Consider the following 22,939-nt stretch of genomic DNA (forward strand, 5'->3'; position numbering starts at 1 on the left):
ATACCTGGAGGAAAGAATGGAAAGCCATAATTTATACCGAGTGAAAGAAGAAGATCTGGACAGGTTGATCCGGATATTGACCGTATGTTTTTCGGAGGATCCTCTGTATCATGCACTGATCCCGGACAGGGATACCAGAGAACGTCTGATGCCGGAGCTTTTTACCTGTGATCTTACGGAGTTTTTTGAGACCTGTGAGATCTATGCAGACAGCAGTGAGCTGAACAGCATCCTGGTAGTATCCGACGGAACGGAGCATGAAGCAGCCTTACATAATCTGATGGTGGATTTTTTTGCCCTTCTGAAAACAGATGGCTATCTGATCAAAGAGGATCCAAGTCTTGCGACCCTGCGGAAATTCATCCAGGGAAAAGACTATCTGAATTCCAGCTGGACTTCCCAGCTTCATACAGCAGAAAGGCTTCATGTGATCTATCTGGCAGTGGCGCCGAAGATGCAGCATCACGGTCTTGCTGAAAAGCTGATGGATGAGGTGATCGATTATGCGGACAGGCATAAGCTGATGATCTCTCTGGAAACCCATAATCCGGCAAATGTTTCCATGTATGAGAAATTCGGATTTAAATTATACGGCATTGTACAGAAAAAAGGATTTGATCTGAAGCAGTACTGCATGATCAAACAGGCATAGGAGGAATTACGATGAAACGAAAATGGTGGCATGACAAAGTGGTATATCAGATATACCCCAAGAGCTTTTATGATTCCAACGGAGACGGGATCGGAGACATCCCGGGAATCATCAGCAAGCTTGATTATCTTAAGGAACTGGGAGCAGATATCCTCTGGCTTTCCCCAATCTATAAATCTCCCCTTGCAGACCAGGGATATGACATTGCAGATTATTATGCGATTGATCCGAGGTTTGGGACCATGGAGGATATGGATCGTCTGATCGCAGAAGCAAAAAAAAGAGAAATGTACATCCTTATGGATCTGGTGGTAAATCACTGCTCCGATGAGCATGAGTGGTTTCAGCAGGCCATTAAGGATCCGGACGGAAAGTATGGAAATTTCTTTTATATCCGGGACAAAAAGGATGATAAAGCTCCCTGCAACTGGAGAAGCTATTTCGGTGGTCCGGTATGGGAAGAGCTTCCGGGACATCCTGATAAACAGTATCTCCATGTATTCCACAAGAAGCAGCCGGATCTCAACTGGGAGAATCCTGAAGTAAGAGAGGAAGTCTACAAAAACATCCGCTGGTGGATGGAAAAAGGGCTTGGCGGATTCCGTATTGATGCCATTATCAATATCAAGAAGAAGCTTCCGTTTTCCGATTATCCTGCCGATCGTGCAGATGGGCTCTGCAGCGTCGGGAGGATGCTGGAGGAGGCAGAAGGGATTGGAGAATTTCTGGGAGAGATGGCTGAGAAGTGCTTTCATCCCTATGATGCTTTTACTGTAGGAGAGGTCTTCAATGAAAAGGAAGATGAGATCAAAGATTTTATCGGAGAAAACGGATATTTTTCATCCATGTTTGATTTTGAAGAAACCTGTTACGGAAAGAGCGAGGATGGCTGGTATGCATCCAAACCGTACCTGACTCCGGAAGAGTACAAGAAGTGTATTTTCCATACGCAGAAAAAGATTGGGGATACCGGCATGATCTCCAACATTATTGAGAATCATGATGAGCCAAGAGGTGTCTGTCACTATATTTCTCCGGAAGACCGCTGTCCGGATTCAAGGAAGCTCCTGGCAGGTGTTTATTTTCTGCTGAAGGGAATTCCGTTTATTTATCAGGGTCAGGAGATCGGTATGGAAAATATGGAGTTTACTTCTATGGATCAGATCGATGACATCAGTACCATCGATGAATACCAGGTAGCGCTCCGTGCCGGATGCAGTGAAAAAGAAGCGCTTGATGCTGCTTCCGCATTTTCCAGAGACAATGCCAGAACTCCGGTACAGTGGAGCGCAGAGAAAAATGCGGGATTTTCAGAAGGAGAGCCGTGGCTTGGGGTCAATCCCAATTATAAGGAGATCAATGTAAAGTCCCAGTTAACGGACAGTGATTCCCTCCTTTCTTTCTACAAAAAGCTGACTGCACTGAGAAAAGCTCCGGAATATAAAGAAACGCTTGTATACGGAACATTCGCTCCATATCAGGAAGAACAGAAGAATCTGATCGCCTATACAAGAAACGGTGAGAAGGATCTGCTGATCCTGGGAAATATGCAGGCACAGTCTCAGAAGGTATCTCTTCCCGGAGAAATGAAGAAGGTGCTTCTGAATAATCAGGAAACAGCGGAGATCACAGGAAAAGAGATCATTTTGAAACCGTATCAGTTTATCGTTCTGGAGATCGCTGACTGATACGGCGTCAGAACAGCAGCAGAGAAAAAACAATAGCTATTTAGCTGACGGTCTGTTAAAATAAATGTCTGGCTGAAAAAACAGCCGCGATGAAAGAGAATGAGAATTCAGAAGGGAATAAAGTATGCTGAAGATAAAGAATTACGTAAAGGCAGAAAGCCTTGAACAGGCATATGAACTGAACCAGAAAAGAACAGCCTGTGTGCTGGGCGGTATGGTCTGGCTGAAAATGGGAAACCGGAACATCATGACAGCCATTGACCTGTCAGGTCTTGGGCTGGATACTATTACAGAAACGGAAGACGCATTTGTGATCGGCTGCATGACACCACTTCATGCGCTGGAAACCCATAAAAAGCTGAATGCCTATACAAACGGTGCTATCCGGGAAAGTGTACGGCACATTGTGGGTGTGCAGTTTCGAAACTGTGCCACAGTGGGCGGAAGTATTTTTGGAAGATTCGGATTTTCCGATGTACTGACCATGTTTCTGGCACTGGATACCTGTGTGGAGCTGTACAATGGCGGAACCATTCCGCTTGCACAGTTTGCATCCATGGAAAAGGATAACGATATCCTGGTAAATATCATTGTAAAAAAACAGCCGCTGAACAGTGTGTACTTAAGTCAGCGGAACAATTCCACAGATTTTCCTGTGCTCACCTGTGCGGCCGCTCTTATTGACGGAAAAGCAAGAACTGTCATTGGGGCCAGACCCGGAAAAGCAATGATCGTGGAAGATGAAGAGGAAATCTTAAAAGATTTTGTACAGATGAATGCACAGCAGAAAAAGGATGCAGCAGCATCTTTTGCCGCATATGCAGCGGAACATGTTTCTACAGACAAGAACATGCGTGCTTCAAAAGAATACAGAAGTCTTCTTGTGAAAGTCCTTACAAGAAGAGCCTGGGAAGAGATCGGAGGGAGAGCAGAATGAATATCACTTTCTGGCTGAATGGTGTAAAACGGCAGGCAGAGGTACGTCCGGATGAACTGCTTCTGGATTTCCTGCGGAAAAACAGCTGTTACAGCGTAAAACGTGGCTGTGAGACTGCAAACTGTGGTCTCTGTACTGTGCTGATGGATGAACGTCCGGTACTGTCCTGCTCCATGCTGGCTGCCCGCGCAGACGGGAAACGGATCGTGACTCTGGAGGGAATGCAGGAGGAAGCAAAGGAATTCGGCGCTTTTATGGCAAATGAGGGAGCAGAGCAGTGTGGCTTCTGCAATCCGGGATTTATCATGAATGTATTTGCCATGTTAAAGGAACTGGAAGATCCCACAGAAGAGGATATCCTGGAGTATCTTTCCGGAAATCTGTGCCGTTGCTCGGGATTTGTGGGACAGACCAGAAGTATCCTGAAATTTCTCGACTATAAAAAAGGACAGGAGGAAGGAAAATGAAATACGTAAACAAGCCGGTGCCAAAAACAGATGCAATGTCGCTGGTAACCGGAAAACCGGTCTATACCGATGATCTCGCACCTTCTGACTGCCTGATCGTCAAGATCTTAAGAAGTCCTCATGCCAATGCCTGGGTGGAAGAGATCAAGACAGATGCTGCAAAGAAGATCGAGGGGATTGCCTGTGTTCTGACCTATGAGGATGTTTCCCACAAAAGATTTACCCTGGCCGGGCAGACAGCGCCGGAGATCAGTCCATGGGATCGCTATATCATAGATAAGCATGTGCGTTTTGTAGGGGATCCGGTTGCCATCGTAGCTGGTGAGACAGAAGAGGCAGTAGATAAAGCCCTGAAACGCATTAAGGTAAAATATCGTGTGGAGGAAGCGGTTCTGGATATCCACACAGCCAAGGATAATCCCATTCTGGTGCACCCGGAGGATGATTGGTATATGCCGATCCCGGCCGGCGGAGATAATAAGCGTAATCTCTGTTCCTCCAATGTAGAAGAAGTGGGTGATGTGGATGCCATGCTGGAAAAATGTGCGTATACAGTAGACCAGGTTTACCATACAAAGGCAAATCAGCAGACCATGATGGAGACCTTCCGTACCTACTGTTATATGGACCATTTTCAGAGACTGACGGTGGTTTCTTCCACCCAGATCCCGTTCCATATCCGAAGGATCGTAGGAAATGCGCTGAACATTCCGTCTTCCAAAGTTCGTGTGATCAAGCCTCGTATCGGCGGGGGCTTTGGTGCAAAACAGTCTTCTGTCAGTGAGGTTTTCCCGGCACTGGTAACATGGGTTACCGGGCGTCCGTCCAAGATCGTTTTTTCCAGAAAGGAATCCATGATCGCGTCTTCTCCGCGTCATGAGATGGAAGTCCATATCCGTATGGGTGCAGACGAAAACGGTATTGTAAAGGCGATCGATCTTTATACTCTTTCCAACACCGGTGCCTATGGAGAGCATGGGCCTACAACCGTAGGACTTTCAGGCCATAAATCCATTGCGCTGTATCGTCATACGGAAGCCTACCGTTTTGCCTATGATGTTGTTTACACCAATATGCAGGCAGCTGGCGCTTATCGTGGCTATGGTGCCACACAGGGTATTTTTGCTGTGGAGTCCGCAGCAGATGAGCTGGCTCATAAGATGGGGATGGATCCGGTAAAATTCCGCGAGCTGAACATGCCTATGGAGGGAGAGGCACTTCCGGGATATCCGGATGTACCGATCAACGGCAGCTGTACCATGGATAAATGCCTCGCCCGTGCAAAGGAAATGATCGGATGGGATGAGAAATATCCGTTCCGTGATATGGGTAACGGCAAAGTACGGGGTGTCGGTATCGCTATGGCCATGCAGGGCTCATCTATTGCAGGGATCGATGTCGGCGGAGCAGACATTAAATTAAATGAGGATGGTTCCTATACCCTGGCACTTGGATGTTCTGATATGGGAACCGGCTGTGATACCATTCTTGCTCAGATGGCAGCAGACTGTCTGGATACAGATATGAAAAATATCGTGGTATTCAGTGTGGATACAGATATTTCTCCCTATGATTCCGGTTCTTATGCATCTTCCACAACCTATGCAACCGGAAATGCCGTGATCCAGGCCTGCGGAGAACTCAGAAAGAGAATCCACGCTTTTGGCGCACAGATGCTTGGAGTATCTGCAGAGGATTCTGATTTTGACGGAGAAAAAGTCCGCACAGAAGACGGAAAAGAGGTAACGCTGCAGCAGATCGCAGGAAAAGCGACCTGTGGAGTCTGCAGTGAGCTTCAGGTTGTAAAAGAATATTCTTCTCCGATCTCTCCGCCACCGTTTATGGTAGGTGCCGCTGAAGTGGAGGTCGATAAAGAGACCGGACAGATCGATGTCATTGATTATGTGGGCGTGATCGACTGTGGAACTCCGATCAATCCAAATCTTGCCAGAGTGCAGGCAGAAGGCGGTATCGGTCAGGGAATCGGAATGGTTCTGTATGAGGATGTGCAGTATACAGATAAGGGAAAGATCCGTAACAATTCTTTTATGCAGTATAAGATCCCCAACCGTATGGATATTCCGAAGGTGCGGATCGAGTTTGAGAGCAGCTACGAGAAGACAGGTCCTTTTGGTGCAAAATCCATTGGTGAGCTTGTGATCGATACACCTTGTCCGGCTATTGCCAATGCGGTTTATAATGCAACAGGTGTACGTGTCAGAGAGCTCCCGATCACTCCGGAGAAGGTTGCAATGGGAATCCTTGCCAGAGAAGCCGGGGAGAAGGTGTGAAATGCAGGAGCTGATACTGGCAATTGCCGGACTGATCCTGGAGCTGCTGGTATTTTTCTGTGCAGGAAGTCTGCTGACACGGATACTGAAAATGAAGGCGGAAGTAACCATGGAACTGGTCTTGGGATATCTTCTGTATTTTGCGGTTTTTGAGATACTTGCAGTTCCTATGACACTGAAATGGGTAAAACTGAGTACCTTTTCGTATCTGTGGATGGTGATCATGGCAGCTTGTGTACTGGCAGCATGTCTGTTTGCGCATAAACTTTGGAAAGGACAGCTGGACCGGATAGGAGAAACATTTCGGAAGCATTCACTGCTGCTGCTTTTGACCGCTGCGGCAGTGATCCTGCAGTGTTTTCTGGTGGCTGCATATCAGGACGTTACTGCAGATGCAACACATTATATTGGTGCAGTAAGCACTTCCGTGTATACAGACACTCTTGCCCGATACAGTCCGCTTACCGGTGTTATCCAGAGAAATTTTAATCTCCGCTATGATCTTTCTGCATATCCGATGAACAATGCGGTGTGGTGTGTCCTTCTGGGCATCCACCCGATCGTTCAGTCCAAGGTCGTGATGTCTGTGATCAACATGCTGATGATCAATCTTCTGATCTACCAGATCGGAAAAAGCTTTTTTCGTGGAGATGAAAAAAAAGCAGACCTGATGGTTCTTTTTGTGTGTCTGATGCAATTGTTTTCTTTTTCTATCTATACAACAGGAACCTTTGCGTTTATGCGGGTTTATGAAGGGAAGGCCCTGCTGGCAAATATTTCCATTCCGGCAGCGCTTCTGGTAAGTATACGGCTCTGGCTCAACAAAGATGGCAGAAATAAAGAGAGCTGGGTGCTGCTTTTCATTGCTGCAGTCAGTGCGTTGACGTTTTCAGGATCCTCCCTTATTTATCCTGCAGTAGTCAGTACGGCGATCCTTCCGGTGATGGTGCTGAAGAAAAGGCTTTCCTACGCGATTCCCTATGCGCTTTGTATGCTGCCGGGATTTTTGTATGCCCTGGTTTATTTTTTGGCGAAGCTTGGATGGATCGCATTTCCGGCATCATAGGAAACTGGGAGGATACTATGGATAGGAGAAGAAAATGGCGGGAGTAACGATTGAAGAACTGGGACTGCGTTTTGTGCAGATCTGTATGGAAAATTACTGGAGTGGCTGTCTGCTGCCTGTATTTTTTCTGGCAGGTATACTCTGGGATATTTTTTACCGCAGGAGAAAAGAATCCAGAGTGTTCCTGTATTATCTAGTCTTTCTGGCACTTACGGTATATAATCCGGTTCTTGTAAAATATGTGATACCAAAGGTACATTTTGAAAATGAATATTATCGTTTTATCTGGATCCTTCCGGTGATCCCGGGTGCTGCCTATTATGCTGTACGGATCGTGGAAGCGGTAAGGTTTCGATGGCTGAAGGCTGTAACAGCGCTGATCCTTGCGGCAGTGATCGTCACTACGGGGACACCTGTTCCCGGCATTGCAAAAGATTATGTGATGGCGGAAAACATCTATAAAGTCCCGAATGAGCTGCGCTCAGTATGCGATGTGATCCATCAGGACTGCGATAAAGAACAACCCAAGGTTGTTTTTGACAATGAGCTGAATCTGGTGGCTAGACAGTATGATCCGTCACTGATCCTTGTTCTGGATCGTAATTTTATCCTGTATCGTGCAGGAAGTACTGTGGTAGGAAACTACGAAAACAGCAAGGCCTACCAGATCCAGAAAGTGATCATGGATGTGATCAGTTATCAGATGGATGTAGGGATCGATAAGTTCCGGCAGGTATTGAAAAGAACGGAAACCGATTATCTCGTTCTTCCGGTAGATCTTACAAATCATGACTATATTCGTCAGGCAGGATGTACCCCTATTGCACAGACAGAAAAATATGTGGTATACAGGTTTGAAGGGTGAATGTGTTCGCCCTTCTGGCCTGGAAAAATGACTAAAGTGCGTAAAATGATACGGAGAACGGAGTGAACAGCAACCATAAAATGTGTGATGAATATGTACTGTTTAAAAAAATCTTTACAATTTCATGGATTTGTGTTAAAATCATAAACAGTGTAAACCTACTTTGATAATTTCATACCTGAATTTAGAAGTTATGTTTTTCATTATGCACCTGTAGCTCAGTGGATAGAGCAGTGGTTTCCGGTACCATGTGCGGGGGTTCGATTCCCTTCAGGTGTGTTACCCGGAACAGTGGGAATTGTTCCGGCGTGTTGTTATGATAAGGAGGACAAGAACTTGGATGATTTCAGAGAATGGTTATCAGATAACCTTCGCTATTTTATGTTAGGCGGAGCCATTCTGGTGATCGTGCTTGTTCTGATCTTTGGCGTCCGCGCCTGTGTTGGAGGTAAGAAGGGGAATTCCAATAAAGATCAGACAACAGCCCAAAGTAACCAGGAAAATGATCCTTCTTCTCCGGCAAATGATGGGGAGACAGACGAGAAGAAAGACGCCAGTTCCGCGGCAGATACGGATGCGGAGACAACCATGGAAAAAGCCAGCACGGAAGTAACCGAGCTGATTCAGAGCTATTATAAAGCTTTTGGGGAAAAAGACATTGCAACACTTAAGACGATTGAGGACGGATTTACGCCGGCTGACGAGTCGCAGATTAATTCAAGGGATTATATTGATGGGTATGAGGTACAGAATGTTTACGCTAAGAAGGGACTGACGGACGATTCGTATGTCGTTTATGTAGTCTTTAATTATATCTGTACTGGAATTGAGACTCCGGTTCCGGCACTGAGCCAGTTTTATGTGGAGACGGGCAGTGACGGCAATCTGAAGATCAAAGGTGGTGCTGATGACGATGCAGATATCAGTGCCTATGTGAAAAAACTGGAATCTGAGAAGGATGTGCAGGAGCTTATCACAAAGGTAAAGACGGACTATGAAGCTGCGCAGGAGAGTGATCCCTCTCTGGCAGAATTCCTTCAGGGCCTTGGTGAAGATGCCAGTGCTTCCGCAGATGCAGGAACAATGCTTACAGTTACAGAGGATTGTAATGTTCGTGCTTCCGCAGATTCAGAGGGTGAGGTTATCGGTGGTTTTTCTGTAGGAACGGAAGTTGAAAAGAAAGGGCAGGAAGGCGACTGGATACAGGTTGATTATGATGGACAGACCGGTTATGTTTATAGTGGTCTGTTAGAATAATAAGGGTTAATAAAATGCAGGTTCCGGAAGAACCTGCATTTTTGTTGCTCTGATATAACGAAAGATCATTTTTTGAGTGAACCGTCTGCTGCCAATGTGTATTTTTTTCCATTTACGGTGATGGTTCCGGTCTGCATGATTCCGTCTTCGTCCAGATAATAACGTTTTTTGCCTAGGGTGATCCAGCCGGTCTGCATGATTCCGTCCTTATTGAAATAATATCGATGACCATCTGTGTCGGTAAGCCATCCGGTATAGGCGGTTCCGTCAACCATAAATTTCCAGTTGGTGCCATCCGGTGTCCAGACTCCGTTTTCTGCCTCTGGCGAAACCTTTTCTGTTTCGGGAATCTCTGTGGGAACAGGAGACGGTGTGGCGGAAGGTGAAGGAGCGCCGGAAGATATCCATGCATCTGTATGGTGATCGCGATCTGAACTTGGTTCAATGGCCGAAATATCGCTGGTATTTATGGAAACTACGGAAGTACTGCTGCTTTCAAAAGGACCGGCCGATGACTGGGTAAAGAGAATACCGCAGATCAGACACAGGAAAACAGCGACAAAGATCAGCAGCCGGTTCATACGTGGAGTATGCTCTGACATGTTTTTCCTCCTGATATTTAAGTATATTTCTGTTTATCATACAATAATGAGAAAGAAAATACAAGAAAAATAACCGGTTGCGAACACGTGGGAAAAAATATATAATAGAACAATGGACGAAAAAATCAGAATCAATAAATATTTAAGCGATATAGGAGTCTGCTCAAGAAGAGAGGCAGACCGACTGACAGAAGCGGGGAGAGTTACTGCTAATGGAGAACTGGTTTCCACAGGAATGAAGATCCTTCCGGATGCGGAGATCTGTATTGACGGAAAGCCTGTAAAAAAACAGGAAAAAAAGATCCTGCTTCTTTTTCATAAACCAAAAGGGATTGTCTGCAGCACCAGACAACAGCGGAATGAGATGACAGTAACAGAATATCTGGATTATCCGGTGCGGATCTATCCCATAGGACGGCTGGATAAAGATTCCGAAGGACTGCTTCTCCTTACCAATGAAGGAGATCTGGTGAACCGTATCATGAAGGCGGGGAACTACCATGAAAAGGAATATCAGGTGACCGTGAATAAACCGGTGACAGAAGAATTTATCCGTGGTATGGGCGGCGGAGTGCCGATCCTTGATACGGTCACACGTCCCTGCAAGGTTACAAAAACAGGGAAAAACAGTTTTCGTATCATCCTTACCCAGGGTCTGAACCGCCAGATCCGTCGTATGTGTGAATATTTCGGATATAAAGTCGTAACACTGAAACGTGTTCGGATCATGAATCTGTATATTGATGGCCTGGAAGAGGGGAAATATCGTGAGATCCGACCGGAAGAACGAAAAGAACTGGAGGAGATGCTTTCCTCCGAAAAATCAGAAAAAAGGACGGGAGGAAGCCATGAACGAATCATCCATAAAAAAAATGAAAGAGCTGGGAGAAAAGCTCCGGGAAGCGTCCAGGGCCTATTATCAGGAAGACAGGGAGATCATGTCCAACGTGGAGTACGACGCCCTGTACGACACTCTGAGCGCACTGGAGAAAGAAACAGGGATCGTTCTGGCAGACAGTCCAACCGTTAATGTAGGATATGAGGCAGTGGAGCAGCTCCCCAAGGAGGAACATGAGAGACCGATGCTGTCTCTGGATAAGACCAAAGAGAGAGAAGCTTTGAGAGAGTTTATCGGGGAGCATCCTACACTTTTATCCTGGAAGCTGGATGGCTTAACGATCGTGCTTACCTATGAAAACGGAGAGCTTATAAAGGCAGTTACCAGAGGAAATGGTATTGTGGGAGAGGTTATTACCAATAATGCCAGAGTATTTAAGAACATACCTTTGAAAATTTCTTTTAAAGGGAGACTGGTACTTCGCGGAGAAGCCATCATTACCTATTCGGATTTTGAAAAGATCAACGAAACCATCGGAGATGCAGATGCCAAATACAAAAATCCCAGAAATCTCTGCAGTGGTTCTGTCCGCCAGCTGAATAACGAAATTACAGCGAAGAGAAACGTACGGTTTTATGCTTTTTCTTTAGTGAGTGCGGAAGGCGTGGATTTCCGGAATTCCAGGGAGGTGCAGTTCCGGTGGCTGAATGAACAGGGCTTTGAGGTTGTGGAATATCGAAAAGTCACAGCGGAAACTCTGGATGAAGCGATGGATTACTTTGCGGAAGCAGTTACGACCAATGATTTTCCGTCAGATGGGCTTGTGGCATTGTATGATGATATTGCTTACGGAGAATCTCTGGGAACTACGGCCAAGTTTCCAAGGAACGCCATGGCATTTAAATGGGCCGATGAGATGCGTGATACGAGACTTCTGGAGATTGAGTGGAGCCCGTCCAGGACCGGACTGATCAATCCGGTAGCAATTTTTGAGCCGGTGGAACTGGAAGGAACCACAGTGAGCAGGGCCAGTGTGCATAACATCAGTATCATGAAGGAACTGAAGCTGGGGATCGGAGATACCATTCGTGTATACAAAGCAAATATGATCATTCCTCAGATTGCGGAAAATCTGACCGGAAGCGGTAATGCACCGATTCCGCATACCTGCCCGGCCTGCGGACAGGAAACGGTAGTGAAGAAAGAAAACGATGTGGAATGTCTTTTCTGCGTCAATCCGGGGTGCCCGGCCAAGAAGATCAAATCCTTTGGGCTTTTTACAAGCAGGGATGCCATGAATATCGACGGACTTTCCGAGGCAACACTGGAGAAATTTATTGCCAGGGGATTTATCCATGACTTTGGCGATATTTTTGAGATCAGCCGGTATAAAGATGAGATCGTGGAAATGGAAGGCTTTGGGCAGAAATCCTATGATAATCTTATGGAAAGTCTTGAACGGGCGAAAGAGACTACACTTCCAAGGGTGATCTACAGTCTTGGGATCGCAAATATCGGTCTGGCTAATGCAAAGGTGATCTGCCGTCATTTTGACAATGATTTGGACAGGATACGTCATGCCAGTCTGGAAGAGGTCAGTGATATTGATACCATCGGGCCGGTCATTGCCGGAAATCTGGTAGCTTATTTTAGGGATGAGGATAATAATCGCCGCCTGGATCATCTGATGAACTTTCTTCATATTCAGGAGGACAGTCCCAAACAGGAACAGATCTTTGAAGGAATGAATTTTGTGATCACAGGAAGTCTGGTGCACTTTGGAAATCGAAGTGAGGCCAAAGAGCTGATCGAATCCCTGGGAGGCAAGGTTACCGGTTCAGTTACCAAAAAGACCAATTATCTGATCAATAACGACATCCAGTCCAATTCATCCAAAAACAAAAAGGCAAGAGAACTGGGGATTCCGATCCTTTCAGAAGAAGATTTTCGGAAACTTGCCGGAGTGCAGTAAAGGCCGTACAGACTGGAGATACTTTTTATCTGAAGAAAAAAGCCGAGCGGCTCCTTTATAAGAGACGCTTCATATATAAGGAGGGCAAACAATGCCAATCAAAACACAGGGGGATCTTCCGGTAAAGGAGATCCTGGAGAGAGAAAATATATTTGTAATGGACGAAAAACGTGCCATGCACCAGGATATCCGTCCGATTCAGATTCTGATCCTGAATCTGATGCCGCTGAAAGAAGAAACAGAGCTGCAGCTTCTGCGTTCTCTTTCCAATACACCGCTGCAGGTGGATGTGACATTTATGGCTGTGGAGAGCCATGAAGCCAAGAATACATCTCTCAGCCATCTGAACAAGTTTTATGAAACATTCACCGATATAAAGAAACGTAAATTTGATGGAATGATCATCACAGGAGCACCGGTGGAGCAGATGCCTTTTGAGGAAGTGGATTACTGGAATGAGCTGACTAAGATCATGGATTGGACTGAGAAGCATGTGACTTCCACGATCTTTCTCTGTTGGGCAGCGCAGGCCAGTCTTTATCATTTTTATGGCCTGGAGAAAAAACCTCTGGATAAGAAAATGTTCGGACTTTTCCAGCACAGGGTACTGAACCGTAAGATCCCGCTGGTCCGGGGCTTTGATGATGTATTTCTTGCGCCGCATTCCAGACACACAGAAGTTCCTATTGCAGATATCCATGCATGCAAAGACCTTACGGTCCTGGCGGAAAGCGAAGAGGCTGGTCTGTTCCTTGCAATGGCAGAGGGAGGACGTAAAATCTTTGTTATGGGACATCCGGAATACGACCGCGTGACTTTGGATGGCGAATATAAGAGAGACCTTGCCAAGGGTCTGCCTATTGAAATCCCGAAGAACTATTACAAAGATGACGATCCAAACAACAAACCACTCCTCACCTGGAGGGCCCATGCCAACAACCTGTATACGAACTGGTTGAATTATTACGTATACCAGAGTACTCCGTATGACCTGTACGGGACACCGGATTTTAGGGAAATTTAAGGAATATGAAATAAGTGTTAGCATAAGCTCATAAATCGTAGACAAAGCTATGATTTATGGGCTTATTTTAGATTGCTGCTTACGAAGGTCTTTCCTGAAAAACATTCCTACAAAATGTAGGAATAAATGCAATGTTTATGGTATGAAATGCGGCTGGTTTTTTGCATTTATTTTGATACAATCATTATATAAAAGACATGGAACTGAAATAAGAATTCTTGATGCAGGCCAGAATATGTTAACGGGAGGATAAATAATATGATAATCATAGGTGAAAAAATCAATGGATCCATCCCCTCTGTGGCGGAGGCGATCGCAAACAGAGATGCAGAATTCATCAAGCAGCGGGCACTTGCTCAGGCAAACTCAGGAGCAAGCTATATCGATTGTTGCGCATCTGTTCCGGAAGCAGAAGAAGTAGAAACCTTGAAATGGATGATCGACTGTATTCAGGAAGTGACAGATCTTCCGATTTCCGTAGACAGTCCCAGCGCAGATGTTCTTACAGAAGCTTACAAATTCTGCAGAAAACCGGGTATTTTTAACTCTGTATCCGGTGAAGGGGATAAGATCGATAAGATTTTTCCTCTTATGGCACAGCCTGAAAATAAAGGGTGGCAGGTTATCGCACTTCTAAGCGATGATACAGGTATCCCCAAAAGTGCGGAAGACAGGCTGAAGGTATTTGACAAGATCATGGCAAAAGCGAAAGAGTACGGAATTTCACCGGATCGTATCCATATTGATCCATTGGTTGAGATGCTCTGTACATCTGAAGATGGTATTGCGATGAACGTGGAAGTAATTTCAAGTGTCCGTAAACAGTATCCGATGATCCACATTACAGCGGCGATCAGCAACATTTCCTTCAATCTGCCGGTACGTAAGCTTATCAATTTCGGATTTGTGGTACTTGCAATGAATGCCGGCCTTGACAGTGCGATCATGGATCCTACAAACAGAGATATGCTTGGACTTGTATATGCAACAGAGGCATTGCTTGGTCTGGATGATTACTGTATGGAATACATCGGAGCATACAGAGAAGGTCTGATCGGACCTGTAAAAAAATAAATAAAACGCATATGCGGAATGCGGATAAAAGCGGAGGTGTTTGATTATGTCAAAAATCACAGAAGTAGCAGAATTGGTAGAAAAAGGAAAAGCAAAACTTGTAGGTGCAGCTGTACAGTCAGCTCTTGATGAAGGCTGTGAGGCAACAGAGATTCTTAACAGCATGATCGATGCAATGGCTGTTGTAGGTGAAAGATTTAAGAACGGAGAAATCTTTGTTCCGGAAATGCTGGTAGCAGCCCGTGCAATGAAAAAGGGTGTTGAGGTTCTGAAACCACATCTTGCATCCGGCGCTACAGGAAGTATGGGAAAACTTATCATCGCTACTGTAGCAGGAGATCTTCATGATATCGGAAAGAATCTTGTTGCAATGATGATCGAAAGTGCCGGCTTTGAAGTTATTGATCTCGGTGTTGATGTACCTGCATCGAAGGTTATTGAATGTTACAAAGAAAATCCGGATGTTAAGGTAATTGCACTTTCAGCGCTGCTCACAACTACAATGCCGGCTCTGAAGGATACAGTTGCAGCACTTAATGCGGAAGATTTCAGAAGCAATGTTAAGATCATGGTTGGAGGAGCACCGATCACGAAGGAATTTGCAGATGAGATCGGCGCAGATGGATATTCAGAAGATGCAGCAAGCGCAGCAGTTCTTGCAAAAGCTTTGGCAGCATAAGGGAAAATAAAATAGGCCGCTCTGTATTGTCTGTGCATGGCATAGACGGCAGAGCGGCTTTTGCTTTACAGTGACCATCGGAGGGATAAAAATGTACCGAATAAAATTTATCAGGGAGGAAAAGGAGATCCTGGTGGAACCGGGTACCAGGATCCTTGAGGCGGAAAGAAAAGCAAAGCTGGTTCCTGATGCACCTTGCGGAGGCCGGGGAAAGTGCGGGAAATGTCGTGTTAAAATAGAAGATCACATGGTGCTTGCATGTCAGACGGAAATCCACAGTGACCTTGAAGTAGATACATTGTCCGGATGCCAGGAAGAGGAGATCCTTACAGAAGGAATGCAGAGACCGGTTGCGTTCAGGCCTGATCTGAAACAGAAAAAAGTGATTCTTAAGAAACCGGAGACAGGAGACAACCGCTCTGAATGGGAGCGGCTGACAGAACAGCTGGATGTGGAAAGACCTGTTCTGCCTGATACTGAAATTGCATCGAAGCTTTATGGCTGCAGAAAAGAAGCAGAAGAATGGTATGTGATCTGTGCAGGAAATAAGATCCTGGATATCAGCAGAGAAGAGAAAAAAATCTGTTTTGCGGCTTTTGATATAGGTACCACGACGGTGGTTGGCTATCTTATGGATGCATTGACCGGGAAACAGCTGGCTCTCAAGAGTAGAATGAACCCACAGACTCAGTATGGCGCAGATGTGATCATGCGGGCGGATCATGCTCTGGAGCATGGCGTAGAGCAGCTGACCGGCTGCATACGGAATGCGGTTGATGAAATGCTCCAGGAACTGGCAGAGGAAGCAGGAAGAAGCACATTAGATATCTGTCAGGTATCTGTGGTAGGAAATACCTGCATGCATCATCTTTTTCTTGGGATTTCTCCGGCATCGCTGGTCCATGCACCATATAATCCGGCGATCAGTCAGGAGCTTACACTGAATGCAGAGCAATATGGGCTCCATATCCACAGAAAGGGGCAGCTGCTTATGCTGCCTGATATAGCCGGGTATGTAGGGGCAGATACCTGTGGCTGCATTTTGACGCTCAGACAGGATCAGCAGAACGAGATCAGCCTTATGATCGATATTGGAACGAACGGGGAGATGGTCCTTGGAAATAAAACGAGATTAGCCTGTTGTTCAACAGCTGCCGGTCCGGCATTTGAAGGTGCAAAGATCGAGTGCGGGATGCGTGGAGGAGCAGGAGCAGTAGATCATGTAGTATACAAAAATGGAAAATGGGAATACACGACTATAGGAAATAAGGCTCCGGCAGGCTTATGCGGTTCAGGTCTGATCGATCTTGTGGCACAGCTGTACCTGGCTGGCTTTATTGATGAAAGTGGTCATCTGGAAAGCGGCCAGGAAAAGGCGGGAGTGTTTGTGCTGGTACCTCCGGAAAAGTCGGGAAATGACAGGGGCGTTTATCTGACACAGAAGGATATCGGAGAGGTACAGCTGGCAAAAGCGGCTATCGCAGCGGGAATCTTTCTTCTTATGAAAAGACTGGAGATCACAGAAAAGGATATTAAACGGGTCTATCTTGCCGGTGCATTCGGCAATTACATGAATCCGGAAAGTGCGGCAGCGATCGGGATGTTCCCGGCCGGACTGCTGCCCAGGATACAGCCGGTGGGAAATGCGGCAGGCGAAGGTGCAAGGATCGCGCTTCTGAATGAAGAGGAAAGAAAAGAAATGGATCGGACTGTCAAAAATATGGATTTTGTGGAGCTGGCAGCTTCGCCGGAGTTCCAGGACTGTTTTGTGGATGGCTTATGCTTTCCGTAATGCGAGGAGAATGGATATGCTTAATATAAAAGAACTGGAAGAGATGGGAAAAAAGGCAGGATTTTCTTATGTAGCACTTCTGAAGAGCGATTCGATCCAGCTTATGCCGGAGGTAAGGGAAATGTGCAAAAATAATACCTGCCATATGTATGCAAAACGCTGGAGCTGTCCTCCCGGATGCGGAGATCTTGAAGTATGCAGAAAAAAGATAGAAAAGTACAGGGAAGGCATTATTGTCCAGACAGTGGGGAAACTGGAGGATCCTTTGGACGGAGAGACGATGATGGAGACCGAAGCGGTTCATAAACAGAATTTTTATGAATTTGAAAAAATGCTCAGAGAAAGATGGCCGGGCATGCTCCCCATAGGGGCCGGGTGCTGTACAAAATGTAAAACGTGTACATATCCGGATGCTCCATGCCGTTTCCCCGAACAGGCATTTTCTTCGATGGAAGCCTATGGAATGCTGGTAACACAGGTATGCCAGGCAAATGGTCTGGAATACTATTATGGTCCCTGTACGATCGCCTATACCAGCTGTTATCTTCTTGAATAGAACAGGAGTGAAAAAATGAATGACAGAGAACGGGAGGCATATCTGAACAGGATCGGATATGAGGGTGAATTAAGAACAGATAAAAAATGTCTGGAAAAGATAATGGACCTTCATCTTTGCAGTATTCCCTTTGAAAATCTGGAAGTTTTTGACGAGGGAAGGATTCCTTCTCTGAGGTCGGAAGATATTTATGAGAAGATCATTGTCAGAAAACGAGGCGGATATTGCTTTGAGCTGAATAAATTGTTTTATGAGCTTCTGAAAGCTTTGGATTTCCGTGTGATCCCTGTGGCGGTAAGGATATTGTGGAACCGGGAAGAGCTTCCGCCGGTCCTGCACCGGGCAACCCTTGTTATTTTTGAGGAAGGAAGCTATTACTGTGATGTAGGATACGGAGGTCCCGGACCCAAGAAGCCGGTTCTTATGAAGGATGGTATCCACAGAGAAAAAAACGGATGGTACCGTGTTAACATGAAGCCGGGAAATACAAACGGAGAGATACTTGTTGAACGAAGGAAAGAAGAAAAATATCTGCCAATACTCAGATTTTCACAGACTCCTACAGTAGAAGCAGATTTTGAACTGCTGAATTTCTATTGTGCAAAATCTCCAGATGTATTAATTACCAGAAAAAGAGTGGTGAGCATCTGCAGACCGGAAGGAAGTGTTGCGCTGACCGGGGATGTTCTTACAATCCAGAAGGAAGATGGATCCATTGAAACGAAAATAAGCGATTCGGAAGAAACCATCAGGCTATGGATGGAACATTATTTCGGATTGGAGTTTTTACAGATATAAGCAGAAAAAAGGACCAGGTTGTCAGGTGACAGTCTGGTCCTTTTCCTGCAGAAGAAAGCAGAGCTGCAGAAGAAGCCGGTCTTTCGGATTATCCAGATCAACCTTTGTGAGTTTCTGGATGCGCTCCAGACGGTAGGTCAGGGAACTTCTATGTATAAAAAGCTCACGGGCTGTCTGAAGAGAATTGCGTTCATGCTCCAGATAGACCTTGAGTGTGTGATACAGCTCAGTATTGTTTTTTCGGTCATAATTCTGCAGTGCATCCAGCCGTGAAGAGACCAGAAGCTCGGGACTGATCTGATGGCTGATCTGGGAAAGCATATATTCCAGAAGATAAGCATCAAAATGATAGCACCAGGCCATGCTCTGACTTTTTTTGCCCAGGCGCAAGGCGGAAACAGCCTGAATATATCCCTGAGGGATCAGGAGAAAATCACGAAATTCAGAGCTTACTCCCATTTTAAAAAGCCCTTCGCGCAGGATGATCGCAAGTGAACTGATAACATCGGAAGATACAGAGTGCTTAAAGGACAGATTAACGATCACAACGATTCCCTGCTGATAGGTAAAAGCCAGACCTTCCGGGATCTGGGCTTCAATGTGTCCCAGTGTGGCGATGGAAGAGTGCATACGGTCATCCTGCTGCTGGGTTTCCAGACGAAGTACAAGATACCGGTCATGGCGATTCCAGTTCAGATACTGGATCTGATCGGTAACTGCCTGTAGTTCTGTGAGCTTTCCGGAAAGATACTCCGTGAAGAACTGCCGGGAGTCATTTCCCATTGAGATTTGGAACAGATTGTGCCGACGGATGCATAGCTCGATAAAGGAGCCAAGATACTCAAGAGCAGAAAAATGTCCGGGCTGTATCTCCGTCTGGAGCTCATCTACACAAAGCCTGCCCTGATAATTGCCGCTGACCCAGAGATTCATGTAGAGGATACGGTAACCGCGGAGCTCTTCGGAATAAATATTGGCGCCGTGGGTGATAAGTGTGCGCTGGTATTCGGCATCAAGCTTGAAATCCTGAATCAGGCTTAAAGGTGCGATGAGTCTACCTGTACGCTGGTCATGGACCCATTCGGACATACCGGTTACGTGCCGGGGAGAAGAAAGGATATAAAAGTTGGTGTCGTGGGCAAAAACCGGATTATGAAATATATCCAGACTGGCTTCCAGCATCTCATTCAGCGGATCGATACTTCCAAGTGCAAGCTGGAGTTTACTGTCCCAGTCAGAATATCTGTCAAAGGTCTGCTGTATTTGGTTGAAGACCTCAGAAAAAGAAAGGGTTCCCTTAATGTGAAGGATCCTGCAGCTTTCGGAAAAGCAGGAAAGATCACCGGAGCCCACCACTACAAATGCGATGTTCTGGTATCGCAGGAAGCTTTCGGAAAGAGAATTGCCGAAGACAAGATAAAGGTAGCATGGCTTTAGCAGGGCTCCTGCCTGATATATGCGAAGACCATCCAGCGTCAGGGGGTCTTCACGGCAGAGGATGGAAACATCCTCTTTTTTCTCCGCAAAATCGTCAGCAATGATCTGGAGATTAAGATGGAAGCCTGTATGCAGGCTATTCACGAAATGCTCTCTTTTGTTCAAAATATTTCCTCCAATTCATAAAAGCCTTGTATTTATAGGAAATTATAACATATTAGACGGAAAATAAAAAGAAAACGGAGAGGAAATTATTTGTGCATATTTACAATAATAACTGTACAAAAAGTATGAAGCATTGGAGAAAGAATGAAGAAGTGTGCGGATTTACGAACAAGAAAAAAACAACTATACTGTAATCATCAAAGGTAACGTGAAGTTGTGGAAATGGCCGGTCCCACAAAAAACAGCGAAGGGGGAAAGAAAATGAGTAAAAATGAAATACCGAAACAAGATCCGAAACAGAAAAAGGGTCTTACAAATGCCCTGAAATATTTCTTTGGTGTTGGTGATGCCGGATTTGTTCTTATGAGTAATATCGAGACATTTTACTTTATGACATTTCTGACGGATCTGGCAGGCTTTGCAGCTGGTGTAGCTGGTGTGATCAATTCCGTATTTACCATTGTTGATGCCTGTCTGTCCTGGCTTTACGGAGGAATCATCAATGGCACAAAAGCAAAGAAATGGGGGCGTTATCGTTCCTGGCTGATCATGGTTCCGTGGATGGTGCCGTTTCTGTACGCATTCATGTTCATACGTGTCAGTGATAATGAATGGCTTTCGGCAGTGGTGATCATTGCCGCATCCATCGCATCTCATGTGGCATGGAATTTCAGCTATGTTGCCAATGCAACCCTGATCAGTATTGTTGGTAAAACACCGGAAGACAAAGCAACGCTTGCATCCTCCAGGGCAACCTGGAATAACATAGGCGGTCTGTTGTTTTCCTATATGGGTCTTCCATTTGCAACACTTCTTGCCGGATATGTCGGTGAGAAAAATAAATTTGCAGCAGCAGCTTTCTGCCTGGGTATTCTGATGGTCGTAACCTATTTCGCCCATTTCAAGATGACGGAAGGCTATGAAGAGATTGAAACGGAAACAGCAGGAAAGAAAAATGACAAAACAAAGATCACGATCAGAGAGATGTTTGCTTCCCTGTTTCAGAATCCGCCTCTTATGGTCCTGATGCTGGCAGACCTTGCAAAATGGTGTGTGAAATTTGTAACAGCAGCATCTGCTATTTACTATTTCAGGGATGCAATGGGAAATCCGGGACTGATGACCACTTATCTTCTCTGCGTTGCCATCGGTGCCATCATCGGAGCTTTTTCCATGAGATACATTGCAAAAGCAATATCGTCCCGTACAACTATGATCATTGCTTATGCAGGAATGGCAGTATCACTGTTCCTTGTATATATTTTCTATGGAAATGCAATGACAGTGATCGCCCTTATGACACTTGCCCAGTTCTTCTATGGTATGGCTTTTGCAGCTTCACCTGCACTTTATGCGGACACTGTAGTGTATGCAACATGGAAGAGCGGAAAAGATGCATCCGGATGGATCATGGGATTACAGAATCTTCCGCTGAAGATTGCCGTATTCTTAAGAGGAACGATCCTCAGCGCCTGTCTTGTGGCGGTAGGCTGGAAATCCGGAGTTGTTCTTGAAGGAACGGCCCGTCAGGGAATGACGATTTCCTTTGCACTTGTTCCGGCTATTTTCTGTCTGGCAGGTCTTCTGCTTCTGGTGTTTGGATTTAAGATCACAAAGGAAAAGGTTCTTCAGTATCAGGCTGAGATTGACGCAAGATCATAAAGATAAGTGATCGGGTATTTTGAAAGATCACAGGATAATAAAGGAGGAAGCATTATGTTGAAAGCATCGGAGATTTTACTTGAAACGATAAAAAAGGACGGCAGGCCAGAACGACTTCTGAGACAGTATGAGGGTGCGACCTTTTACCCGCCGAACCCGGCAAATAATTATGTGCGTGGAAACCGTCACCGTGGTATGGAGCCTATGAAGGATCTTTTCGGAACTGAGATTCTCTGGCCTCAGGAACAGCTGGCTGCAATGCCACATGTAACAGAGGACAACAAGGTCATTGATGATATCACAGAATGGAAAGAGCAGCTGGTGATTCCGGATATTGTCGGTCAGTGCTCGGATCCGGCTTTATGGGAACCATTTAAACAGAAGGCACAGGAGATAAAGGATTCAGGAAGCCTTTTCATGGCATTTATGCCTACAGGTGTTTTTGAGAGGCTTCACTTCCTGATGGGATTTGAGGATATGCTGGTGAACTTCCTCCTTGAGCCGGAGGATATGATGGATCTCTGCAATGCCATTGGGGAGTACCGTTTCCAGCTTACAAAGCTGATCGTTGATAATCTCCACCCAGATATCATCCTTTCCCACGATGACTGGGGTTCCAAGCAGTCCCTGTTCATCAGTCCGGACACATGGAGAGAATTTATCAAACCACAGTATGAAAGATCCTATAAATATATGAAAGACCATGGAGTGATCATCATGCATCACGCAGATTCCTTCATGGAACCAATCATAGAGGATATGGTTGATCTTGGGATTGACATCTGGCAGGGAACACTTCCGCAGAATGATATTCCGAAGCTTCAGAAACAGCTGAACGGAAGAATGACACTTATGGGTGGAATCGATGCTTCGATCGTAGACCGAGTGGATTCCACAGAAGAAGAGATCCGCAAGGAGGTCAGAAGAGCATGTGAGGAGTATGCACCACACGGACATTTCATTCCATGTATTACCTATGGAGGTCCCGGTTGTCTGTTCCCTCATGTAGATTCAATTATTGATGACGAGATTGAAAAATATAATAAAGAGGTGTATGGAATTCATTAAAAGCGCCAATTGAATAAAAAAGAACCTCAAGGTATGATTGAGTTGCATC

General features: G+C 45.6%; 19 protein-coding genes, 1 tRNA gene and 1 pseudogene. 19 read left to right on the forward strand and 2 right to left on the reverse strand.

Translation table 11 applies throughout. The features are described from left to right. Nucleotides 1-16: 16 nt before the first annotated feature. The 9 genes from DWW77_RS08930 (at nucleotide 17) to DWW77_RS08970 (ending at nucleotide 9,223) form a co-directional block, all read left to right on the forward strand. Complete coding sequence (locus DWW77_RS08930; protein WP_118070498.1) at nucleotides 17-652, forward strand: GNAT family N-acetyltransferase; 636 nt, start codon at nucleotides 17-19, stop codon at nucleotides 650-652. A gap of 11 nt (nucleotides 653-663) precedes the next feature. Continuing rightward, nucleotides 664-2,340 carry an alpha-glucosidase gene (locus DWW77_RS08935; RefSeq protein ID WP_118608546.1) on the forward strand — a complete coding sequence of 559 codons (1,677 nt, stop codon included), beginning with the start codon at nucleotides 664-666 and terminating at the stop codon, nucleotides 2,338-2,340. Nucleotides 2,341-2,464: 124 nt separating this feature from the next. After that, on the forward strand, nucleotides 2,465-3,277 hold the full coding sequence (locus DWW77_RS08940) for an FAD binding domain-containing protein (RefSeq protein ID WP_118608547.1): 813 nt from the start codon (nucleotides 2,465-2,467) through the stop codon (nucleotides 3,275-3,277). Then, nucleotides 3,274-3,744 carry a (2Fe-2S)-binding protein gene (locus tag DWW77_RS08945; protein WP_015524717.1) on the forward strand — a complete coding sequence of 157 codons (471 nt, stop codon included), beginning with the start codon at nucleotides 3,274-3,276 and terminating at the stop codon, nucleotides 3,742-3,744. The genes DWW77_RS08940 and DWW77_RS08945 overlap by 4 nt, the downstream gene beginning before the upstream one ends. Then, a complete protein-coding gene (locus tag DWW77_RS08950; protein ID WP_015524718.1) occupies nucleotides 3,741-6,035 on the forward strand; it encodes a xanthine dehydrogenase family protein molybdopterin-binding subunit in 2,295 nt (764 codons plus the stop codon). The genes DWW77_RS08945 and DWW77_RS08950 overlap by 4 nt, the downstream gene beginning before the upstream one ends. Before the next feature lies 1 nt (nucleotide 6,036). Further along, nucleotides 6,037-7,101 carry a DUF6077 domain-containing protein gene (locus DWW77_RS08955; protein ID WP_118608548.1) on the forward strand — a complete coding sequence of 355 codons (1,065 nt, stop codon included), beginning with the start codon at nucleotides 6,037-6,039 and terminating at the stop codon, nucleotides 7,099-7,101. A gap of 34 nt (nucleotides 7,102-7,135) precedes the next feature. Further along, a complete protein-coding gene (locus DWW77_RS08960) occupies nucleotides 7,136-7,966 on the forward strand; it encodes a hypothetical protein (RefSeq protein ID WP_118608549.1) in 831 nt (276 codons plus the stop codon). A 207-nt stretch (nucleotides 7,967-8,173) separates the two neighbouring features. Further along, nucleotides 8,174-8,245: transfer RNA gene (locus DWW77_RS08965), tRNA-Arg, on the forward strand. A gap of 57 nt (nucleotides 8,246-8,302) precedes the next feature. Then, complete coding sequence (locus tag DWW77_RS08970; RefSeq protein ID WP_286188008.1) at nucleotides 8,303-9,223, forward strand: SH3 domain-containing protein; 921 nt, start codon at nucleotides 8,303-8,305, stop codon at nucleotides 9,221-9,223. Nucleotides 9,224-9,288: 65 nt separating this feature from the next. Here DWW77_RS08970 and DWW77_RS08975 read toward each other — a convergent pair whose 3' ends face one another. After that, nucleotides 9,289-9,825, reverse strand: coding sequence for an N-acetylmuramoyl-L-alanine amidase family protein (locus DWW77_RS08975; RefSeq protein WP_110102174.1), 537 nt, complete (start codon nucleotides 9,823-9,825; stop codon nucleotides 9,289-9,291). A gap of 112 nt (nucleotides 9,826-9,937) precedes the next feature. On the opposite strand from DWW77_RS08975, the pseudogene DWW77_RS08980 reads away from it, so the two are divergent. The 8 genes and pseudogenes from DWW77_RS08980 to DWW77_RS09015 all read left to right on the forward strand — a co-directional run. Then, nucleotides 9,938-10,588 (forward strand): annotated as a pseudogene (locus tag DWW77_RS08980) (pseudouridine synthase); the annotation flags it as partial. 85 nt (nucleotides 10,589-10,673) lie between these two features. Further along, the gene (ligA, locus tag DWW77_RS08985) at nucleotides 10,674-12,635 is read left to right on the forward strand and encodes an NAD-dependent DNA ligase LigA (RefSeq protein ID WP_114002561.1); all 1,962 of its coding nucleotides are present in this window, start codon (nucleotides 10,674-10,676) and stop codon (nucleotides 12,633-12,635) included. Nucleotides 12,636-12,726: 91 nt separating this feature from the next. Beyond that, complete coding sequence (metA, locus tag DWW77_RS08990) at nucleotides 12,727-13,659, forward strand: homoserine O-acetyltransferase MetA (protein ID WP_118608550.1); 933 nt, start codon at nucleotides 12,727-12,729, stop codon at nucleotides 13,657-13,659. Nucleotides 13,660-13,917: 258 nt separating this feature from the next. Next, nucleotides 13,918-14,733, forward strand: a complete 816-nt coding sequence (locus DWW77_RS08995; RefSeq protein ID WP_021650848.1) for a methyltetrahydrofolate cobalamin methyltransferase — start codon at nucleotides 13,918-13,920, stop codon at nucleotides 14,731-14,733. A gap of 46 nt (nucleotides 14,734-14,779) precedes the next feature. Then, nucleotides 14,780-15,412, forward strand: a complete 633-nt coding sequence (locus DWW77_RS09000; protein WP_015524728.1) for a cobalamin B12-binding domain-containing protein — start codon at nucleotides 14,780-14,782, stop codon at nucleotides 15,410-15,412. Between the two features lie 91 nt (nucleotides 15,413-15,503). Further along, nucleotides 15,504-17,204, forward strand: coding sequence for an ASKHA domain-containing protein (locus DWW77_RS09005; protein ID WP_180215028.1), 1,701 nt, complete (start codon nucleotides 15,504-15,506; stop codon nucleotides 17,202-17,204). 16 nt (nucleotides 17,205-17,220) lie between these two features. Beyond that, on the forward strand, nucleotides 17,221-17,760 hold the full coding sequence (locus DWW77_RS09010; RefSeq protein WP_110102179.1) for a DUF2284 domain-containing protein: 540 nt from the start codon (nucleotides 17,221-17,223) through the stop codon (nucleotides 17,758-17,760). Between the two features lie 15 nt (nucleotides 17,761-17,775). Continuing rightward, nucleotides 17,776-18,558: an arylamine N-acetyltransferase family protein gene (locus DWW77_RS09015; protein WP_021650844.1), complete on the forward strand. Its 783-nt coding sequence runs from the start codon at nucleotides 17,776-17,778 to the stop codon at nucleotides 18,556-18,558. 21 nt (nucleotides 18,559-18,579) lie between these two features. Here DWW77_RS09015 and DWW77_RS09020 read toward each other — a convergent pair whose 3' ends face one another. Continuing rightward, the gene (locus tag DWW77_RS09020) at nucleotides 18,580-20,160 is read right to left on the reverse strand and encodes a PucR family transcriptional regulator (protein ID WP_092068990.1); all 1,581 of its coding nucleotides are present in this window, start codon (nucleotides 20,158-20,160) and stop codon (nucleotides 18,580-18,582) included. A gap of 261 nt (nucleotides 20,161-20,421) precedes the next feature. Here DWW77_RS09020 and DWW77_RS09025 point away from each other — a divergent pair, with 261 nt between their 5' ends. Beyond that, nucleotides 20,422-21,822, forward strand: coding sequence for an MFS transporter (locus DWW77_RS09025; RefSeq protein WP_022426479.1), 1,401 nt, complete (start codon nucleotides 20,422-20,424; stop codon nucleotides 21,820-21,822). A 54-nt stretch (nucleotides 21,823-21,876) separates the two neighbouring features. Next, nucleotides 21,877-22,890 carry a uroporphyrinogen decarboxylase family protein gene (locus DWW77_RS09030; RefSeq protein WP_092068993.1) on the forward strand — a complete coding sequence of 338 codons (1,014 nt, stop codon included), beginning with the start codon at nucleotides 21,877-21,879 and terminating at the stop codon, nucleotides 22,888-22,890. The last annotated feature ends 49 nt before the right edge of the window (nucleotides 22,891-22,939 follow it).

It is taken from the genome of Ruminococcus sp. AF17-12, assembly GCF_003479245.1.
Lineage (GTDB): Bacteria > Bacillota > Clostridia > Lachnospirales > Lachnospiraceae > Blautia_A > Blautia_A fusiformis.

Coding starts and splice junctions, on each gene's coding strand:
- DWW77_RS08930 (WP_118070498.1), top strand. CDS start 17: ATGGAAAGCCATAATTTATACCGAGTGAAAGAAGAAGATCTGGACAGG.
- DWW77_RS08935 (WP_118608546.1), top strand. CDS start 664: ATGAAACGAAAATGGTGGCATGACAAAGTGGTATATCAGATATACCCC.
- DWW77_RS08940 (WP_118608547.1), top strand. CDS start 2,465: ATGCTGAAGATAAAGAATTACGTAAAGGCAGAAAGCCTTGAACAGGCA.
- DWW77_RS08945 (WP_015524717.1), top strand. CDS start 3,274: ATGAATATCACTTTCTGGCTGAATGGTGTAAAACGGCAGGCAGAGGTA.
- DWW77_RS08950 (WP_015524718.1), top strand. CDS start 3,741: ATGAAATACGTAAACAAGCCGGTGCCAAAAACAGATGCAATGTCGCTG.
- DWW77_RS08955 (WP_118608548.1), top strand. CDS start 6,037: ATGCAGGAGCTGATACTGGCAATTGCCGGACTGATCCTGGAGCTGCTG.
- DWW77_RS08960 (WP_118608549.1), top strand. CDS start 7,136: ATGGCGGGAGTAACGATTGAAGAACTGGGACTGCGTTTTGTGCAGATC.
- DWW77_RS08975 (WP_110102174.1), bottom strand. CDS start 9,825: ATGTCAGAGCATACTCCACGTATGAACCGGCTGCTGATCTTTGTCGCT.
- ligA (WP_114002561.1), top strand. CDS start 10,674: ATGAACGAATCATCCATAAAAAAAATGAAAGAGCTGGGAGAAAAGCTC.
- metA (WP_118608550.1), top strand. CDS start 12,727: ATGCCAATCAAAACACAGGGGGATCTTCCGGTAAAGGAGATCCTGGAG.
- DWW77_RS08995 (WP_021650848.1), top strand. CDS start 13,918: ATGATAATCATAGGTGAAAAAATCAATGGATCCATCCCCTCTGTGGCG.
- DWW77_RS09000 (WP_015524728.1), top strand. CDS start 14,780: ATGTCAAAAATCACAGAAGTAGCAGAATTGGTAGAAAAAGGAAAAGCA.
- DWW77_RS09005 (WP_180215028.1), top strand. CDS start 15,504: ATGTACCGAATAAAATTTATCAGGGAGGAAAAGGAGATCCTGGTGGAA.
- DWW77_RS09010 (WP_110102179.1), top strand. CDS start 17,221: ATGCTTAATATAAAAGAACTGGAAGAGATGGGAAAAAAGGCAGGATTT.
- DWW77_RS09015 (WP_021650844.1), top strand. CDS start 17,776: ATGAATGACAGAGAACGGGAGGCATATCTGAACAGGATCGGATATGAG.
- DWW77_RS09025 (WP_022426479.1), top strand. CDS start 20,422: ATGAGTAAAAATGAAATACCGAAACAAGATCCGAAACAGAAAAAGGGT.
- DWW77_RS09030 (WP_092068993.1), top strand. CDS start 21,877: ATGTTGAAAGCATCGGAGATTTTACTTGAAACGATAAAAAAGGACGGC.